Source organism: Streptomyces sp. TRM68367 (genome assembly GCF_014495685.1).
GTDB lineage: Bacteria > Actinomycetota > Actinomycetes > Streptomycetales > Streptomycetaceae > Streptomyces.
Genome location: NZ_JACTVI010000011.1, coordinates 53,055 through 69,551 on the forward strand (window position 1 = coordinate 53,055; position 16,497 = coordinate 69,551).

A 16,497-nucleotide genomic window follows, 5' to 3' on the forward strand; every position below is an offset into this window, starting at 1 on the left:
CCGAGTGTTGCAGCAAGCGCAACTTGTGCACCGGCACGTTGCATGAGATGAAAGGACTAGGTCACAGAGGGGAAGGGCCTGGCGTATGGACGATCATCGGGAGCTGCGGCTGTTCCTGCATCTCGCGCAGACGCTGAATTTCGGCCGGACGAGCCTGGACTGCCATGTCAGCCCGGCGACGCTGACCCGGACCGTGCAGCGGCTGGAGGCGGAGCTGGGGCACCGGCTGTTCGACCGGGGGCCGCGCGGGGTGTCGCTGACCGCGCAGGGCCGCCGGTTCCGGGAATACGCCGTCCAGGCACTGGAGTTGTGGCGCGCCTACCGTGAGGAGCATCCCGACCCGGCCCAACTCACCGGCCGGCTGGCCCTGTTCGCCACGGTGACGGCCTGCCAGGCGCTGCTGCCCGGCCTGCTGGCCCCGTTCCGGGCCGCCCACCCGCAGGTGCGGCTCGATCTGCGCACCGGTGACGCGGCGGCGGCGCTGGCCCGGCTGGACGAGGGCGAGGTCGACGCGGCCGTGGCAGGGATCCCGGCGCGGCTGCCGGGGGCGCTGGTGAGCCGGACGGTCGCGGTGACCGAACTGGTCCTCGTCACCGCCCGGGACCGTCCCGGCCCCGGCCTCGACGGGCCGTTCGTCCTCCCGCACCGCGGGCTGGTCCGCGAGGCCGCCGACCGCTGGTTCCGGGCGCGCGGCACCGTACCCGACGTGGCGTGCGAGCCCGACGGCCACGAGGGGCTGCTGACCCTGGTCGCCCTGGGCTGCGGCACGGGCGTCGTGCCGCGGCTCGTCCTGGAGCACAGCGCGGTACGCGACCGGCTGACGGCGCTGCCGGCCGATCCGGCGCCGGAGCCGTTCCCGATCGGGCTGTGCGTACGGCGGGCGGATCTGCGGCGGCCGTTGGTGGCGGCGCTGTGGAGCAGCGCGCTCTCCTCCACGGCCACCAGCTGATCGGCGACGTGGCCGGGTCCGGCGGATCAGCCGGGGCGGCTCAGGCGGGCAGGGCGCGTCGGCGATCGGGGCGCAGTCGGACGCGGATCCTGGAAGCCGCCGACGAGGGGTGACCGGCTAGGGCAGCCCTAGGTGAGCGCTCCCAGCGGATCGTCCAGCACCGGCTGCCAGGCCAGTTCCGCCGCGCCGACCAGGCTGTTGTGGTCGAGGGTGCAGGCCAGGATGGCGATGCCGCCGCTCTGGCCCCACAGGCTGCGGTCGGCGACGACCGCGCGCAGCCGGTCGGGGTCGGCGTCCAGGAGGGTGCTGTGGAGGCCCCCCAGGATGATGCGGTCCGGGTTGAGGATGTTGACCAGTCCGGCCAGGCCCAGGCCGAGGCGGTCGATGAGCGTCTCGGTGGCGGTGCGGACGGCCGGGTCGTCGTAGTGGTGGCGGATCAGGTCGTCGGCCTGGCGCAGCAGCGACACCTCGGGGCCGGGCTCGCGGCCCGCCGCCGTGAGGAGGGCCAGCGGGTCGGCCTCGACGTCGAGGCAGCCGCGGCTGCCGCAGTGGCAGGGGCGGCCCTCGGGGTTGACGGTGAGGTGGCCGACCTCCAGGGCGAGGCCCGAGCTGCCGGTGTGCAGGCGGCCGTCGAGGACGAGCGCGCCGCCGACGCCGCGGTGCCCGGTGGCCACGCACAGCAGGTCGCGGGCGCCGCGCCCGGCACCGTGCCGGTGCTCGGCGAGGGCGACGAGGTTGACGTCGTTCGCGGCGAAGACGGGGCCGTCGAGGCCGGCCGCGCGCACCTGCTCGGCGAAGATCGCCCGCACCGGCGCGCCCGCGGGCCAGGCCAGGTGCAGCGGATTCAGGGCCAGGCCCTCGGGTTCCGCCACCGCGGACGGTACGGCGAGTCCGGCGCCCACGCACCGCCGCCCGGTTTCCCGCAGCAGCGCGGCGCCGGCCTCGACGACGGAGCGAAGCACCTTCGCCGGGTCCGGGTCGACGATCTCGCAGCCCGGCGTGGTGGCGACGATCCGCCCGCCGAGCCCGACCAGCGCCGCCCGGAAACCGTCGGCGTGCACCTGCGCGGCGAGCGCGACGGGCCCGTCCTCGGCGACCGCGAGCCGGTGCGAGGGGCGGCCCTGTACGCCGGCCCCGGCACCGGGCCGGGCGTCGACGCGGATCAGGTCGAGCGCCTCCAGTTCGGCGGCGACCGCACCGGCGGTGGCGCGGGTGACCCCGAGTTCGGCGGTGAGCACGGCCCGGGTGGGCGCGCGCCCGGTGTGCACGAGTTCCAGCGCGGGGCCGAGCGCGCCGCGCCCGCGGTCGAGCCGCGTCCGTGAGGTGGTCCCTTCCCCCGCCGTCCGGGGGTCCGCCTTGCCACTCATGCCGGGAAGTCTCCCATGTCCGCGGGGACGGCGGCCCTACAGGCCGCTGACCCTCAGCGTGATGTTCAGCCGCCCCTTCAGCCCCAACCGCGCTGGTGCCGTGCCCGCGTGCACGCGCGGCACCCCGTGGTGGGCGAGCCGGGACTCGCCGCCGAAGACGAACAGGTCGCCGCTGCGCAGCTCGACGTCCGTGTAGGGGCGGGTGCGGGTCTCGGGATTGCCGAAGCGGAAGACGCAGGTGTCACCGAGGCTCAGCGACACCACGGGCGCGTCGGACTTCTCGTCGCTGTCGCGGTGCATGCCCATGCGGGCGTCGCCGTCGTAGAAGTTGATCAGTGCGATGTCGTACGCCGCTCCCCGCGCCGCCGCCGGCCCGAGCGCGTCGGTCACCGCGCCGCGGCCCAGCTCGCCCAGCCAGGCCGGGAACGGTTTGACCGGGGCACCGTCGCCGTCGACGACGGTGCGGGCGTAGGCGTACGGGTACCAGTGCCAGCCGAGGCACACCTGCCGGGCGGTCATGGTGCCGCCGCCGGGGGTGTGCACCGTGCGCAGTCCGGCCGGCGGGCGCGCCCACTCCCGGCAGGCCGCCAGCAGCTCGCGCTGGCGGTCCGCGGCCAGCCAGTCCGGCACATGGACGGCGCCGGGGGCGACCTCGGTGCGGGACCTGGGAAACAGCTCGGCGTCCATGCCTCCCATCCTGCCCGACCCCGGTTCCCGACCTGCCCGACGTGAGCTGCGGCTCCGCTAGCCTGGTCGCACGATGAACGACCGTATGACGACGCCGTGGGGCGACGTGGCGCCGGCCCGCTTCCCCGCGGACCCGCGTGACCGGCTGCGCGCCTGGGACGCCTCCGACGAGTACCTCCTGGCCCATCTCGCGGCCGAGGGGGTGGCGCTGTCCGGCACGGTCGTGGTGCTCGGCGACCGCTGGGGCGCGCTGGTCACGGCGCTGGCGGCGCACCGGCCGGTGCAGATCACCGACTCCCACCTCGCGCAGGAGGCGACCTGCGCCAATCTCGCCCGGCACGGTGTCGGGCCCGGCGCGGTGCGGCTGCTCACCACGCAGGATCCGCCGCCCGACCGGATCGACGTCCTGCTGGTGCGGGTGCCGAAGAGCCTGGCGCTGCTGGAGGACCAGTTGCTGCGGCTCGCGCCCGCAGTGCACGCGGGGACGGTGATCGTCGGCACCGGCATGGTGAAGGAGATCCACACCTCGACGCTCCAGCTGTTCGAGCGGATCCTCGGACCGACGCGGACCTCGCTCGCCCGCAAGAAGGCCCGGCTGATCCTCTGCACCCCGGACCCGTCGCCGGCGCGGCCCGCCAACCCCTGGCCGTACGAGTACCCCCTGCCCGACGGCATCGGCCCGGTCTCGGGGCGGACCGTCGTCAACCACGCGGGCGTCTTCTGCGCCGACCGTCTCGACATCGGCACCCGCTTCTTCCTCCAGCACCTGCCCGCCACGCGCGCGGGTCAGCGGGTGGTGGACCTCGGCTGCGGCAACGGTGTCGTGGGGACGGCGGTGGCGCTGGCCTCCGCCGAGGCCGAGGTGCTGTTCGTCGACGAGTCGTTCCAGGCCGTGGCCTCGGCGGAGGCGACGTACAAGGCGAACGGCGTGCCGGGGCATGCCGAGTTCCGGGTCGGGGACGGGCTCGCGGGGGTGCCGGACGGCAGTGTCGACGTCGTGCTGAACAATCCGCCGTTCCATTCGCATCAGGCGACCACCGACGCCACGGCCTGGCGGATGTTCACCGGGGCGCGGCGGGCGCTGCGGCCGGGCGGCGAGCTGTGGGTGATCGGCAACCGGCATCTCGGCTACCACGTGAAGCTGCGGCGGCTGTTCGGCAACAGTCGCGTGGTCGCCAGCGACCCGAAGTTCGTGGTGCTGAGGGCCGTCAAGCGGTAGCCCCCGGGGCTCTCATCCCGCGATCCGCTCGAGGGCCGACCGCAGGATCCGGCGCCGTACGGCGTCGGCGACCGTGAGGCCGGCCCGGTGGCTGAGCGCGTAGGCGGCGAGCCGCAGCAGGAAGGCGGCGACCGCCGTGGCCACGGTGACCGCGACCCAGGCCCGCACCGTGGCCGGCGCAGCGTCCCTCTCGGCCGCGGCGCCGGCGATGGCCCGGATCCCGGCGAAGGGGACCAGGCCGGCCGCCGTGGCGACGGACTGCAGGGCTCGTCTCGCTCGGGTTCGACGTCGACGAGGCGGTGCTCGCCGTCGACGCCGTGCTCGACCTGGTCCACGACGGCGCCCAGCAGGTGGCCCGGCTGCGCGACCAGGACGACCCCGAGCGGCTGTCCCCGGCGATGGCCGCCTCGCTCGCGCAGTACCCCCCCGCACGTCCGCGCCGCCGTGGAACGCATCGTCGACGCGCCCCGCGCCCACTTGTGGCGCAAGCTCACGGTGGTCCTGGACGGCCTGGCCGCGCGTCAGCCCAGTCCGTCGGCCGCGGCACCGGACGCCGGGTGAGCCGGAGCCGTTCCTGTACGGCCGGTGCGCAGCACGCCGATGAGCCGCGCCACGGCGTCCGCCATCGCCTCCCGACCGACGGCGAGGTACGCACGCGGGTCCACCACATCGGGGCAGGCGGCGAGGAACTCCCGCAGCGCACCGGTCATCGCCACGTTCAGCGCCGTACCGATGTTGACCTTGGCGATGCCGCCCGCGACGGCCGCGGCCAGTTCGCCGTCCGGGACGCCGGAGGAGCCGTGCAGGACGAGCGGTACGTCCAGCGCGCCGGACAGGCGGGCGAGGAGGGCGTGGTCGAGGGCGGCGGTGCGGGTGGTCATGGCGTGCACGCTGCCGATGGCCACGGCCAGGGCGTCCACACCGGAGGCGGCGACGAAGGCACGGGCCTCGGCGGGGTCGGTACGGGCGCCGGGCGCGTGGGCGTCCAGCGGCGGTCGCGCGGCACTCTCCCGCCCACCCGGCCCGGCCTTGCCGCCGATCTGCCCCAACTCTGCCTCGATCCACAGCCCTTGACCATGCGCCCAGTCAACGGCGGCGGTCGTCGCGGCGAGATTCTCCGCGTACGGCAGCCGCGCCGCGTCGTACATCACGGAGCTGAACCCCGCGTCCGGGGCCTGCCGCAGCAGGGTGTCGCTCTGCACGTGGTCGAGGTGCAACGCGACGGGTACAGCTGCGTGTTCGGCCGCGGCAACGGTGGCGCGGGCGAGCGGGAGCAGCCGTCCGTGGCGGAACTTGACGGCGTTCTCGCTCACCTGGAGGACTACGGGTGCGTCCGCCGCCTCGGCGCCGGCGATGACGGCCTCGACGTGCTCCAGCGTGATGATGTTGAAGGAGGCGACGGCGGAGCGGTCCGCGGCGGCGCGGGTGACGAGCTCGCCCGTGGTCATGAGGGGCACGGCATCTCCAGTCGGGTCAGGGCGTGAGAACGACCGAGCGGGTGAGGTGGCGGGGCCGGTCCGGGTCGAGGCCGCGGGCCGCGGCGACGGCGACGGCGAGCCGCTGGACGCGGACGAGTTCGGCGAGCGGATCGAGGTCCCTGTGGATCCACCGCCCACCGGTGGCGCGCACCTGCTCGGCGAGCCCGTCGGGCGCGTCGCCGAGCATCCAGGTCGCCGTGCCGCGGGTGGTGATGCTGATGGGGCCGTGCCGGTACTCCATCGCCGGGTATGCCTCCGTCCAGGACAGCGCGGCCTCGCGCATCTTCAGCCCGGACTCGTTCGCCAGCCCCACCGTCCAGTCGCGGCCGAGGAAGGTGAACTGTGTGCAGTCGACCAGTCCTTCGGGCAGCGGTGCCTCGAGGGCGGTGCGGGCGTCGGCGACGGCTGACTCGGGGTGCCGGCCCAGGTGGGCGCGCAGCAGGGTGAGGGCCGTCGTGGCGAACCGGGTCTGGACGACGGACTGTTCGTCCGCGAAGTCCAGCACCACGACGTCGTCGGCGGTCTCCATGACGGGCGTGCGCGGGTCGGCGGTGATCGCGGTCGTGCGGATCGTCCCGGTCAACTGTCGCAGAAGGTCGAGGACTTCGGTCGTCGTACCGGAGCGCGTGAGCGCGACGACACGGTCGTACGCCCGCCCCTTCGGGAACTCGGAGGCGGCGAAGGCATCCGTCTCCCCCTGCCCCGCCCCCTCCCGCAGCGCGGCGGCGGCCTGCGCCATGAAGTACGACGTGCCGCAGCCGACCAGCGCGACGCGCTCCCCCGGTGCCGGCAGCACCGCGCCGTGCTCGGCGGCCAGCGACGTGGCGCGCGTCCAGCACTCGGGCTGGCTGTTCAGCTCGTCCTCGACATGCGTCATGCCCCACATACCTCCAGAATTGATTGTTCGTGCAAGATATAGCGGCATTCCGAGCATAATCAAGCATCGCTCAGGGAGATAGGGTCGCCGAAGATCGAGGCGGATTCGGGGAACGGAGGTGCGGATGTCGCGCGACGCCCGCTGGAAGGCGCTGCTGGAACTGCTCGTCGAGCGCGGCCGGCTGGACGTCGAGGAGGCCGCCGCCGAGCTGGCGGTGTCGGCCGCGACGATCCGCCGCGACTTCGACCGGCTCGCCGAGCAGCAGATGCTCGTCCGCACGCGCGGCGGCGCGGTCGTGCACGGGGTGTCGTACGAGCTGCCGTTGCGCTACAAGACGGCCCGCCGCGCCTCCGAGAAGCAGCGCATCGCCAAGGCGGTGGCGGAGCTCGTCGCGCCCGGCGAGGCGGTGGGGCTGACCGGCGGCACGACGACCACCGAGGTGGCGCGGGCGCTGGCGGTGCGCAGCGATCTGGCGTCCGGCTCGCCCGCGCTGACCGTGGTGACGAACGCGCTGAACATCGCCAACGAGCTGGCGGTGCGGCCCCAGTTCAAGATCGTGGTGACCGGCGGGGTGGCGCGGGCGCAGTCGTACGAGCTCATCGGGCCCCTCGCGGACGGGGTGCTGGGGCAGATCACCCTCGACGTGGCGGTGCTCGGCGTCGTCGCCTTTGACGTCACGGACGGCGCCGCGGCGCACGACGAGGCGGAGGCCGCGGTCAACCGGCTGCTGTGCGAGCGGGCCGAGCGCGTGGTCGTGGCCGCCGACTCCAGCAAGCTGGGCCGGCGGGCGTTCGCCCGGATCTGCGCGGCCGAGTCGGTGGACACGCTGGTCACGGACACCGCGGCCACAGCGGCCACGGTGCGGCGGTTCGAGGAGGCGGGGATCGTCGTCCACACGGTCTGATCGCAGACCCGGGCCCCCTCGGCCGTCCGCACTAAGCTGATGCCGAGGAGGCTGCGATGAGCGCATCGAGCGACCCGTACGGCACCGGCGCCCCGCGGTATCTGCCGATCGCCGAGCACGGCCTGATCGGCGATCTGCGCAGTGTGGCCCTGGTGGGGACCGACGGCACGATCGACTGGTACTGCTGTCCGGCCTTCGACGCGCCCAGCGTGTTCGCCTCGATCCTGGACGCCGAGCGCGGCGGCAGCTTCGAGCTGGCGGCGGCCGCGCCGGCCCGGACCAAGCAGTTCTACTTCCCCGACACCAACGTGCTGATCACCCGGTTCTTCACCGAGGACGGGGTCGGCGAGGTGCAGGACTTCATGCCGGTCGACGGCGGGTCGGTCGAGGTCGCGCGGCACCGGCTGATCCGGCGTGTGGTGTGCGTGCGCGGCTCGCTGCCGTTCCGGACGCGCGTGGCGCCCCGGTTCGACTACGGCGCCGAGCCGCACAGGGTCCGCGTGACGGGCGACATGGCGGTCTTCGAGTCGGCCGCGCTGTCGCTGGCGCTGACCGCGACCGTGCCGCTGGAGGCCGAAGGCCCGGACGTGCGGGCGGAGTTCAAGCTCTCCCAGGGCGAGTCGGCGGTGTTCGCGCTGGACCAGGTCGGCGGCGAGGTGACGCCGCGCCGGTGCGCCCGCACGGAGGCGGAGGAGCAGTTCGCGGAGACGGTGGCGTACTGGCGGCACTGGCTGTCCGCGTCCAGGTACCGGGGCCGGTGGCGGGAGATGGTGCACCGCTCCGCCCTCACGCTCAAGCTGCTCACCTACGCGCCGACCGGGGCGATCGTGGCCGCGCCGACCACCAGCCTGCCCGAGGAGCTGGGCGGCGAGCGCAACTGGGACTACCGGTACGTGTGGGTGCGTGACGCCGCCTTCTGCGTGTACGCGCTGCTGCGACTGGGGTTCACCGGCGAGGCCAAGGCGTTCATGAACTTCGTGACCCGGCACATCAGCCCGGGCGACGGCCGGGCCTCCGGCCCGCTGCAGATCATGTACGGCATCGACGGCCGCACCGACCTGCCGGAGCGCGAACTCGACCACCTGGAAGGGCACTTGGGTTCCGCGCCGGTGCGGGTCGGCAACGCGGCGTCCGACCAGCTCCAGCTGGACATCTACGGTGCGCTCATCGACTCCATCTACCTGTACGACAAGTGGGCCGAGCCCATCTCCAGCGGGCAGTGGGACGACGTGTGCGGACTGGTCGACTGGGTGTGCGAGCACTGGGACCAGCCGGACGAGGGCATCTGGGAGACCCGCGGGGGCCGCAAGAACTTCCTGTACTCGCGGCTGATGTGCTGGGTGGCGATCGAGCGGGGCATCCGGATGGCGAACCGGCGCGGCCTGCCCGCCGACCTTCCCCGCTGGCGGGAGTGCCGCGACACGATCTACCGGCGGATCATGCGCCGGTGCTGGTCGGAGGCCCGGCAGGCCTTCGTGCAGCACGAGGACGGTGACGTGCTGGACGCGGCGGTGCTGATGATGCCGCTGGCGAAGTTCATCGCTCCGACCGACCCGAAGTGGCTGTCCACGCTCGACGCCCTCACCCAGGACCTGGTGTCGGACTCGTTGGTCTACCGGTACGACCCGCGGGCGAGCGCGGACGGGCTGCGCGGCGACGAGGGGACGTTCTCCATCTGCTCGTTCTGGTACGTGGAGTCCCTGACCCGCGCCGGGCGGCTGGACGAGGCGCGCCTGGCCTTCGAGAAGATGCTCACCTACGCCAACCATCTCGGCCTGTACGCCGAGGAGATCAGCCACACCGGCGAGCAGCAGGGCAACTTCCCGCAGGCGTTCACGCACCTCGCCCTGATCAGCGCGGCCTTCAACCTGGACCGGGCGCTTGGCTGACGGTCAGTGGCCGTGGCCGTCGTCGGCGTGCTCCTGGGTGGTCTCGGCCTGAGGGGCCGCACCTGAGGTCCGGACCGTGAACGCCGCCGTGTGGACCGTGCCGTCGTGCTTGAAGTCCAGGAACAGGCGGTAGCTGCCGCTGCTGGGTGCCGTGGCCGTGAAGGAGATGTCCGGGCCGGGCTTGGTGCGCCCGTCGCCGGGTTCGCCGTTGGGGTGGACGTGCAGGTAGGCGAGGTCGCCTGAGCGCAGGGCGACGAGGTGGCCGTAGGCGCCGAGGTAGGGCTGGAGGTTGGTGACGGGCCTGCCGTCGCGGGAGACCTTCAGCTTCAGTTCGCTCGCCTTGCCCGGGTTCAGGCCGCCCGCCAGCTCGACGTCGTAGCCGTGGATGCGGGCGGTGGTGTCCGGCGCCGGGAGGTTCTTCGGCTCGTAGGGCCCGGAGGCGGCGAGGTCGGCCCCGAGGGTGAGGTTCTCGGCGTTCTTCTTCGCCGGGGTGAAGTCGGCGAAGACGCGGTAGCCGCCGGCCTGCGGCAGCTCGACGGGGGTGCTCCAGGTGCCGTCGGCGGCGCGGGTCGGGTGCAGGTGGCGGTAGGTGGTCAGGTCGCGTGAGGCCACGATGAGGTGGAGTTCCTTCTCGTGTTCGCGCTGGTACGCGGTGACGGCCCGGCCGCCGCTGTCGCGGACGGTGAAGCGGAGGTCGGCGCGCTCACCGGCCGTGACGCGCGGGGTCCTCAGGTCGAGGGTGTAGCCGCCGTCGGAGATCTGCAGTCCGCCGGCCGGGGGCGTCTCGTGTGCCGCGTGCCCGCCACCGCTGTCGGGCGCGGGCTTGTCGTGCTCCTCGTCGTGCTTCGGGGCGGGTACCGCGACGACGGGGTCGAGGCCCTGGCCGACGCCGTAGGCCGTGCCGAAGGTGGCGGCCAGGGCCGCGGCGAACGTGGCGATCTTCAGTCCGGTGTGCATGGCCGACTCCTCCAGGAACCTGGGCCCTCGGGCTCGATGCGGGGGCCTTCACGCACCTCACCATACCCCTAGGGGGTACCAAGTCAAGCCGTCGAGAGGCTTGCATCGATTACCCCACGGGGGTATACATGAACCTTGGCGCGGATACCCCCGCCCCGTATCCATCGGATTACGGCCGCACGCATCTGGAGGAACCCATGTCGTCGTCCCGGACCACCGAGGCCGTCACCACCGCCTACGCCGTCTCCGGCATGTCCTGCGGCCACTGCAGGGCCACGCTCACCCAGGTCATCGGCGAGCTGGACGGCGTCAGCGCCGTCGACGTCGACCTGGCCACCGGCGTGGTCACCGTCACCAGCGCCGCCGAGCCCGACGACGCGAAGGTCGCGGAGGTCGTCGACGAGGCCGGCTACGAGCTGACCGGCCGGGCCTGACCCGCACTCCCCCGCAGCACGCCGGGACCCGGCAGCCCCGGGTCCCGGCCGATCCGACCATCCGCCCGTCCGAGGAGGAGCAGCCATGACCACCAGTACGACCGGCACCGGCGCCGAAACAGAGCTCGCCATCGGCGGCATGACCTGCGCCTCGTGCGCGGCGCGCATCGAGAAGAAGCTCAACCGCATGGACGGCGTCACCGCCACCGTCAACTACGCCACCGAGAAGGCGAAGGTCACCTACCACGGCGACGTCTCGGTACGGGACCTCATCGCCACGGTCGAGGCGACCGGGTACACCGCGCAGGAGGCCGCGCCCGCCGAGCGCCCCACCGCCGAACAGGACGTGGTGGTCGACGAACTCCGGCCGCTGCGGCAGCGGCTGGTGACCGCCGTGGTGCTGGCGGCGCCCGTCATCGCGATGGCGATGATCCCGGAGCTGCAGTTCGAGTACTGGCAGTGGCTGTCGCTGACGCTGGCGGCGCCCGTCGTGACGTACGCCGCATGGCCCTTCCACCGGGCGGCGTTCACCAATGCCCGCCACGGTGCGGCCACCATGGACACGCTGATCTCGGTCGGCACCTCGGCGGCGTTCCTGTGGTCGCTGTGGGCGCTGTTCTTCGGGACCGCGGGCACGCCCGGCATGACGCACCCCTTCGAGCTGACCATCGCCCGCACGGACGGCGCCGGGAACATCTATCTGGAGGCCGCCGCCGGCGTGACCGCCTTCATCCTGGCCGGGCGGTACTTCGAGGCCCGCGCCAAGCGGAAGGCGGGTGCGGCGCTGCGGGCGCTGCTGGAGCTGGGCGCCAAGGACGTCACCGTGCTGGACGCCGACGGGCGGGAACGGACCGTGCCGGTCGACCAGTTGGCGGTCGGCGACCGCTTCCTGGTGCGTCCCGGCGAGAAGATCGCGACGGACGGGACGGTGGCCGAGGGCTCCTCCGCCGTGGACGCCTCGATGCTCACCGGCGAGTCGGTGCCCGTGGAGGTGGGCGCCGGGGCCCCGGTCACCGGTGCCACGGTCAACGTGGGCGGACGGCTGGTCGTGGCGGCCACGCGGATCGGCGCCGACACCCAGCTGGCGCGGATGGCCCGGATGGTGGAGGACGCGCAGAACGGCAAGGCCGCGGCGCAGCGGCTCGCGGACCGGATCTCCGCCGTCTTCGTGCCGGTCGTGATCGCCCTGGCCCTGGGCACGCTGGGCTTCTGGCTCGGCAACGGCGCGGGTCTGACGGCGGCGTTCACCGCGGCCGTGGCCGTGCTGATCATCGCCTGCCCGTGCGCCCTGGGCCTCGCGACGCCGACCGCGCTGATGGTCGGCACCGGGCGCGGTGCCCAGCTCGGCATCCTCATCAAGGGCCCCGAGGTCCTGGAGTCCACGCGCCGCGTCGACACCGTCGTCCTCGACAAGACGGGCACCGTCACCACCGGCCGTATGACCCTGCTGGCGGTGCGCACCGCCGAGGGCACCGACGAGGCCGAAGTGCTGCGGCTGGCGGGCGCGTTGGAGCACTCCTCCGAGCACCCCATCGCCCGCGCCGTCGCCGACGGGGCGCTCGCGAAGCTCGGTGCGCTGCCCACGCCGGAGGACTTCGCAGGCGTCCCCGGACTCGGCGTACAGGGCATCGTCGAGGGCCACGCGGTGCTGGTCGGCCGGGAACGGCTGCTCGCGATGGGGGTCCGCCCGTCCGAGCGGAGCCGAGAATGGGGGAGGGCGATGGAGTTGCCGGAGGACCTGCGGCGGGCCAAGGAGGAGGCCGAGACCGCCGGGCGTACGGCCGTCACGGTCGCCTGGGACGGCGAGGCGCGGGCGGTCCTGGAGATCGCCGACGCGGTGAAGGAGACCAGTGCGGAGGCGATCCGGCGGCTGCGCTCCCTCGGTCTCACGCCGATCCTGCTGACCGGCGACAACCGGGCCGTGGCCGAGTCCGTCGCCCGCGAGGTCGGCATCGCGCCCGAGGACGTGATCGCCGAGGTGCTGCCGCAGGACAAGGTGGAGGTCGTCAAGCGGCTTCAGGACGAGGGCCGTTCGGTCGCCATGGTCGGCGACGGCGTGAACGACGCGGCCGCGCTCGCCCAGGCCGACCTGGGGCTGGCCATGGGCACCGGCACGGACGCCGCGATCGAGGCGGGCGACCTGACCCTGGTCCGCGGGGACCTGCGGGCCGCCGCGGACGCCATCCGGCTCGCCCGGCGCACCCTGGGCACCATCCGGTCCAACCTCCTCTGGGCCTTCGCCTACAACGTGGCCGCCCTGCCCCTCGCGGCGGCCGGCCTGCTCAACCCGATGATCGCCGGTGCGGCGATGGCCTTCTCCTCGGTCTTCGTCGTAGGCAACTCCCTGCGCCTGCGGGGCTTCCGGGCCGCCGACTGACCCGGCCGTCAGCGCTGGTGCCACACCAGCGTGTAGCGCCAGAGCAGGCGACGGCGCAGACGCGCGCCGGGCAGGACGGCGCGCGCCTCCCGGACGATCTCGGAGTACGTCATGTCCGCCGGTCTGGTGCGGGCGGTCATCGAGAGGGGGCGAGGTGCCGGGCGGCCCCTGTTCTTCAGCCACGCCACGACGACGTTGAGCGGGACGGACGTGAAGCCGAGCAGGTGGTCGGTGGGCGTCTGCTCCCGGAAGACACCGACGACCACCAGGGTGCCTCCGGGTGCCAGGCGGTCGCGGAAGGTTTTGAGGGCCCGGGTGAACGGCAGGTGGTGGAGGGCGGCGACGCAGGTGATGACGTCGTAGGACCGGTCGGGGATTCCGGTCAGCGCGTCGGCCACCGTGTACGTCACGGAGGCCGACGCGGGGGTCAGCTCCCGCGCCCGGTCCGTGATCGCCGGGTCGGCGTCGATCCCGCGCACCCGCTCGGCCCGGGTGGCCAGCAGCCGGGCGAGGTCACCACTGCCGCACCCGACGTCCAGGGCGCGGCCGACGCGGTCCGGGAGTTGCCGCAGGATCCAGCGGTGGAAGTGGGCGTTGTGGTCCCAGGGGTGGGCGGCGTGGAAGCGCTCGAGGGCTCGCAGGAGTCGGCGCGGCAGGGGCTTCATGCCCTCAGTTCACCAGAGGTCCGGCCCGGACAAAGGCCCCGCGGGGGCCCTGCTCACCGTCACCCTGGCGACCGGCTTGGCAGCCTGCGGGCAGCTCTTCACGACGAAGGACCTGCAGAAGGCCTTCGAGTCGAGGTCGCGGCGAGATCGGGTGACGGCGTGCGAGGTGCGCTCGGCGCCGCAACCGTAGTACTCCCCTCCGGAACCGCCCGCCGGGAGCGTCACCGGGCCCTTCCCGGCACAGGCGGGAACAATCCCGGCTCGCCGGACGTTTTAGCGAGTGGTTGTAGTTGGAGTTTGCGAACGTGGAAGCGCCCGCGGAGTTCTGACAGCGGGCGTTTTGTCGTTTCGGGGGGTTTTCTTCGACGGCTGGCGACCAACAGCCCGGGATCGCGCGAACGCGCGCATACCCGACCTACTCGCCATCTCGAAGGAGACATCACATGGCTCAAGGAACCGTGAAGTGGTTCAACGCTGAGAAGGGGTTCGGCTTCATCGCCCCTGACGAGGGCGGTGCCGACGTCTTCGTCCACCACTCGGCGATCGACACCGACGGCTTCCGCTCCCTGGACGAAAACCAGCGGGTGGAGTTCACTGCCAGCCAGGGCCCCAAGGGCATGCAGGCCGACCAGGTCCGCGCGTTCTGAGGCCATCTCGTCAAGACAGGCCCGCACCGCGGGCCTGTCTCGTGCTGTATCCGTCTGTTTCCGTACGGGCTTCCCGCGACCGGCGCCCTGCCCCCGCGCCCGTGGTAATGGCCCGCGCATCCCGAAAGGAAAACCGTGAGCACTGACATCGTCAACCAGGGCACCGATCCGACGGCCCAGCACGCCGAGACGACGAAACCCCCTCCCGGAACCCGGGGCAGCGACTACGCCGCGCTCTCCCGTGAGGTGAAGCAGAGCGGGCTGCTGAAGCGGCGGCCGGGCTACTACTCCGTCAAGGTCGGCGCGAACCTCCTCCTGCTGGCCGCGGGCTGGACCGCGTTCGCCCTGATCGGACAGTCGTGGTGGCAGTTGCTGACCGCCGCCTTCCTCGCCGTGATGTTCACCCAGACCGGATTCATCGGGCACGACGCGGGACACCACCAGATCGCCGGTTCCAAGCGCGTCAACAACCTGCTCGGCCGCGTGCACGCCGACCTGCTGATCGGCCTCAGCTACGGCTGGTGGATCGCCAAGCACAACCGGCACCACTCGCACCCGAACCACGTCGACCGCGACCCCGACATCGCCGACGGCGCGATCGCCTTCACCGATGACCACGCCCGCGTCCGCAGCGGGGCGTACGCATGGCTGGCCCGTCACCAGGCCTGGCTGTTCTTCCCGATGCTGCTGCTGGAGGGACTCGCCCTGCACGCCGCCGGTGTACGGGCGCTGATCGACCGCACCGGCACAGCGACCTCGCGGACGACCAAGGTGGCCGAGGCGGGCCTGCTGACGGCGCATCTCGGTGGCTATCTCGCCGCACTGTTCCTGGTCCTGACACCCGTGCAGGCCGTGGTCTTCCTCCTCGTGCACCAAGGTCTGTTCGGCCTGTACATGGGGTGCTCGTTCGCCCCGAACCACAAGGGCATGGCCCTGTTCGGCAAGGACGACAAGGTCGACTTCCTGCGTCGGCAGGTACTGACGTCACGCAACATCCGCGGTCACCGGCTCACCGACTTCGCGCTCGGCGGGCTCAACTACCAGATCGAGCACCACCTGTTCCCCTCCATGCCGCGGCCCAGCCTGCGCCATGCCCAGGAGCTCGTGCGCACCTACTGTGCCCGGCACGGCATCGTGTACCACGAGACCGGGCTCTTCGATTCCTACGCCCAGGTACTGCGGCACCTCCACGCGGTAGGCGGCCCGCTGCGCCTGCGCCCCGAGCTGGAGTACTGATCACCCCGCGGTTCGAGGCGGGGATGTTCCCTCGGCGCCGCACACGTGGCGGGTGGTGATGTGGTCCTCCCCGCGCGTGCGGGGACGGTCCGACCCACGTCCGATCAGCCTCCGGAGAGCACAGGGGTCTGTTCCCGTACCGCCGCCACGGTGTCGCGGGCCGGGTCGAGGGTGCGGTCCAGGAGCGGGCGGGCCCCCTCCGGCACCTCGGCCCACCAGGCAGTTCGCTGCGGCGCCCGGGTGTGCGGGCCTCCAAGGTCTCGCTCGCCATCGCCGCCGCCCTCGTCCTGGGCGGGGCACGGCCGCGCCGGGCCGCGCTGGCCGGGGTCGGGGCGATAACCGTGGCCTCCGCGTCCGCCAACGTGCTCGGCAAGCGCCTGGTACGCAGGCCGCGGCCGGACCGGGCGGCGGCGCGGGTGAGCGTGGACCGCCATGTGCGCATGCCGGCGTCGGCGTCGTTCCCGTCCGGGCACACGGCCTCGGCCGTCGCGTTCGCCACCGCCGTCGGCGTGGTCCTCCAGCCGGCCGCGGTGCCGCTCGGGGCGCTGGCGAGCGCCGTCGGCTACTCCCGCGTGCACACGGGGGTGCACTATCCGGGCGACGTGGCCGCCGGCGCCGTCCTCGGCATCGCGAGCGCCGCCGCCGCACTGGCCGCGACGGCTCCCCTGCCGGCGCAGCACGCGTCCGGCCGTCCTTAGGGCCCTTCTGATCGATCTCCGTGGAGAAGGAGCGGCGTCCGGTGCGTGCTCTCGGCGTGCCGGCCGGAAGCCCTCGTACTGGACGTACTTGGGCTTTCGGCCGGTGCGGCGAG

At 73.1% G+C, this 16,497-nt stretch carries 15 protein-coding genes and 1 pseudogene; 9 read left to right on the plus strand and 7 right to left on the minus strand.

Going from position 1 to position 16,497, the window contains the following annotated elements:
• The first annotated feature begins 85 nt into the window (after window positions 1-85).
• Window positions 86-949, plus strand: a complete 864-nt coding sequence (ilvY, locus tag H8R17_RS10755; RefSeq protein WP_187822922.1) for an HTH-type transcriptional activator IlvY — start codon at window positions 86-88, stop codon at window positions 947-949.
• Between the two features lie 128 nt (window positions 950-1,077).
• Here the strand turns inward: ilvY and H8R17_RS10760 are convergent, their stop codons facing one another.
• Both H8R17_RS10760 and H8R17_RS10765 read right to left on the minus strand, forming a co-directional pair.
• Window positions 1,078-2,316: an ROK family protein gene (locus H8R17_RS10760; RefSeq protein WP_187822923.1), complete on the minus strand. Its 1,239-nt coding sequence runs from the start codon at window positions 2,314-2,316 to the stop codon at window positions 1,078-1,080.
• Between the two features lie 36 nt (window positions 2,317-2,352).
• Window positions 2,353-3,003 carry an alpha-ketoglutarate-dependent dioxygenase AlkB gene (locus H8R17_RS10765; RefSeq protein WP_187822924.1) on the minus strand — a complete coding sequence of 217 codons (651 nt, stop codon included), beginning with the start codon at window positions 3,001-3,003 and terminating at the stop codon, window positions 2,353-2,355.
• 85 nt (window positions 3,004-3,088) lie between these two features.
• Between H8R17_RS10765 and H8R17_RS10770 the strand changes: the two genes are divergently transcribed.
• Entirely contained in the window at window positions 3,089-4,222 is a 1,134-nt protein-coding gene (locus H8R17_RS10770) for a methyltransferase (protein WP_187822981.1), read from the plus strand.
• Window positions 4,223-4,234: 12 nt separating this feature from the next.
• Here the strand turns inward: H8R17_RS10770 and H8R17_RS10775 are convergent, their stop codons facing one another.
• The 3 genes from H8R17_RS10775 to H8R17_RS10785 all read right to left on the minus strand — a co-directional run bounded on the left by H8R17_RS10775 (window position 4,235) and on the right by H8R17_RS10785 (window position 6,577).
• A complete protein-coding gene (locus H8R17_RS10775) occupies window positions 4,235-4,390 on the minus strand; it encodes a hypothetical protein (RefSeq protein ID WP_187822925.1) in 156 nt (51 codons plus the stop codon).
• 353 nt (window positions 4,391-4,743) lie between these two features.
• The gene (locus H8R17_RS10780; protein WP_187822926.1) at window positions 4,744-5,679 is read right to left on the minus strand and encodes a class II fructose-bisphosphate aldolase; all 936 of its coding nucleotides are present in this window, start codon (window positions 5,677-5,679) and stop codon (window positions 4,744-4,746) included.
• A 16-nt stretch (window positions 5,680-5,695) separates the two neighbouring features.
• Window positions 5,696-6,577, minus strand: a complete 882-nt coding sequence (locus H8R17_RS10785) for an SIS domain-containing protein (RefSeq protein WP_187822927.1) — start codon at window positions 6,575-6,577, stop codon at window positions 5,696-5,698.
• 124 nt (window positions 6,578-6,701) lie between these two features.
• On the opposite strand from H8R17_RS10785, the gene H8R17_RS10790 reads away from it, so the two are divergent.
• Both H8R17_RS10790 and H8R17_RS10795 read left to right on the plus strand, forming a co-directional pair.
• Entirely contained in the window at window positions 6,702-7,481 is a 780-nt protein-coding gene (locus tag H8R17_RS10790; protein WP_187822928.1) for a DeoR/GlpR family DNA-binding transcription regulator, read from the plus strand.
• A 56-nt stretch (window positions 7,482-7,537) separates the two neighbouring features.
• Window positions 7,538-9,370 carry a glycoside hydrolase family 15 protein gene (locus H8R17_RS10795; protein ID WP_187822929.1) on the plus strand — a complete coding sequence of 611 codons (1,833 nt, stop codon included), beginning with the start codon at window positions 7,538-7,540 and terminating at the stop codon, window positions 9,368-9,370.
• 3 nt (window positions 9,371-9,373) lie between these two features.
• On the opposite strand, the gene H8R17_RS10800 is transcribed toward H8R17_RS10795, so the two are convergent.
• Window positions 9,374-10,327, minus strand: coding sequence for a hypothetical protein (locus H8R17_RS10800; protein WP_187822930.1), 954 nt, complete (start codon window positions 10,325-10,327; stop codon window positions 9,374-9,376).
• Between the two features lie 197 nt (window positions 10,328-10,524).
• Here H8R17_RS10800 and H8R17_RS10805 point away from each other — a divergent pair, with 197 nt between their 5' ends.
• Both H8R17_RS10805 and H8R17_RS10810 read left to right on the plus strand, forming a co-directional pair.
• On the plus strand, window positions 10,525-10,761 hold the full coding sequence (locus tag H8R17_RS10805; RefSeq protein ID WP_187822931.1) for a heavy-metal-associated domain-containing protein: 237 nt from the start codon (window positions 10,525-10,527) through the stop codon (window positions 10,759-10,761).
• An 85-nt stretch (window positions 10,762-10,846) separates the two neighbouring features.
• A complete protein-coding gene (locus H8R17_RS10810) occupies window positions 10,847-13,138 on the plus strand; it encodes a cation-translocating P-type ATPase (protein WP_187822932.1) in 2,292 nt (763 codons plus the stop codon).
• 8 nt (window positions 13,139-13,146) lie between these two features.
• Here the strand turns inward: H8R17_RS10810 and H8R17_RS10815 are convergent, their stop codons facing one another.
• Complete coding sequence (locus tag H8R17_RS10815) at window positions 13,147-13,803, minus strand: bifunctional 2-polyprenyl-6-hydroxyphenol methylase/3-demethylubiquinol 3-O-methyltransferase UbiG (protein ID WP_187822933.1); 657 nt, start codon at window positions 13,801-13,803, stop codon at window positions 13,147-13,149.
• A 443-nt stretch (window positions 13,804-14,246) separates the two neighbouring features.
• Here H8R17_RS10815 and H8R17_RS10820 point away from each other — a divergent pair, with 443 nt between their 5' ends.
• The 3 genes and pseudogenes from H8R17_RS10820 to H8R17_RS10830 all read left to right on the plus strand — a co-directional run.
• Window positions 14,247-14,450, plus strand: a complete 204-nt coding sequence (locus tag H8R17_RS10820) for a cold-shock protein (protein WP_187822934.1) — start codon at window positions 14,247-14,249, stop codon at window positions 14,448-14,450.
• Between the two features lie 135 nt (window positions 14,451-14,585).
• Window positions 14,586-15,686 (plus strand): fatty acid desaturase, encoded by a 1,101-nt coding sequence (locus tag H8R17_RS10825; RefSeq protein WP_187822935.1) that lies wholly within the window; start codon window positions 14,586-14,588, stop codon window positions 15,684-15,686.
• A 251-nt stretch (window positions 15,687-15,937) separates the two neighbouring features.
• Window positions 15,938-16,384 (plus strand): annotated as a pseudogene (locus H8R17_RS10830) (phosphatase PAP2 family protein); the annotation flags it as partial.
• Window positions 16,385-16,497: the final 113 nt, after the last annotated feature.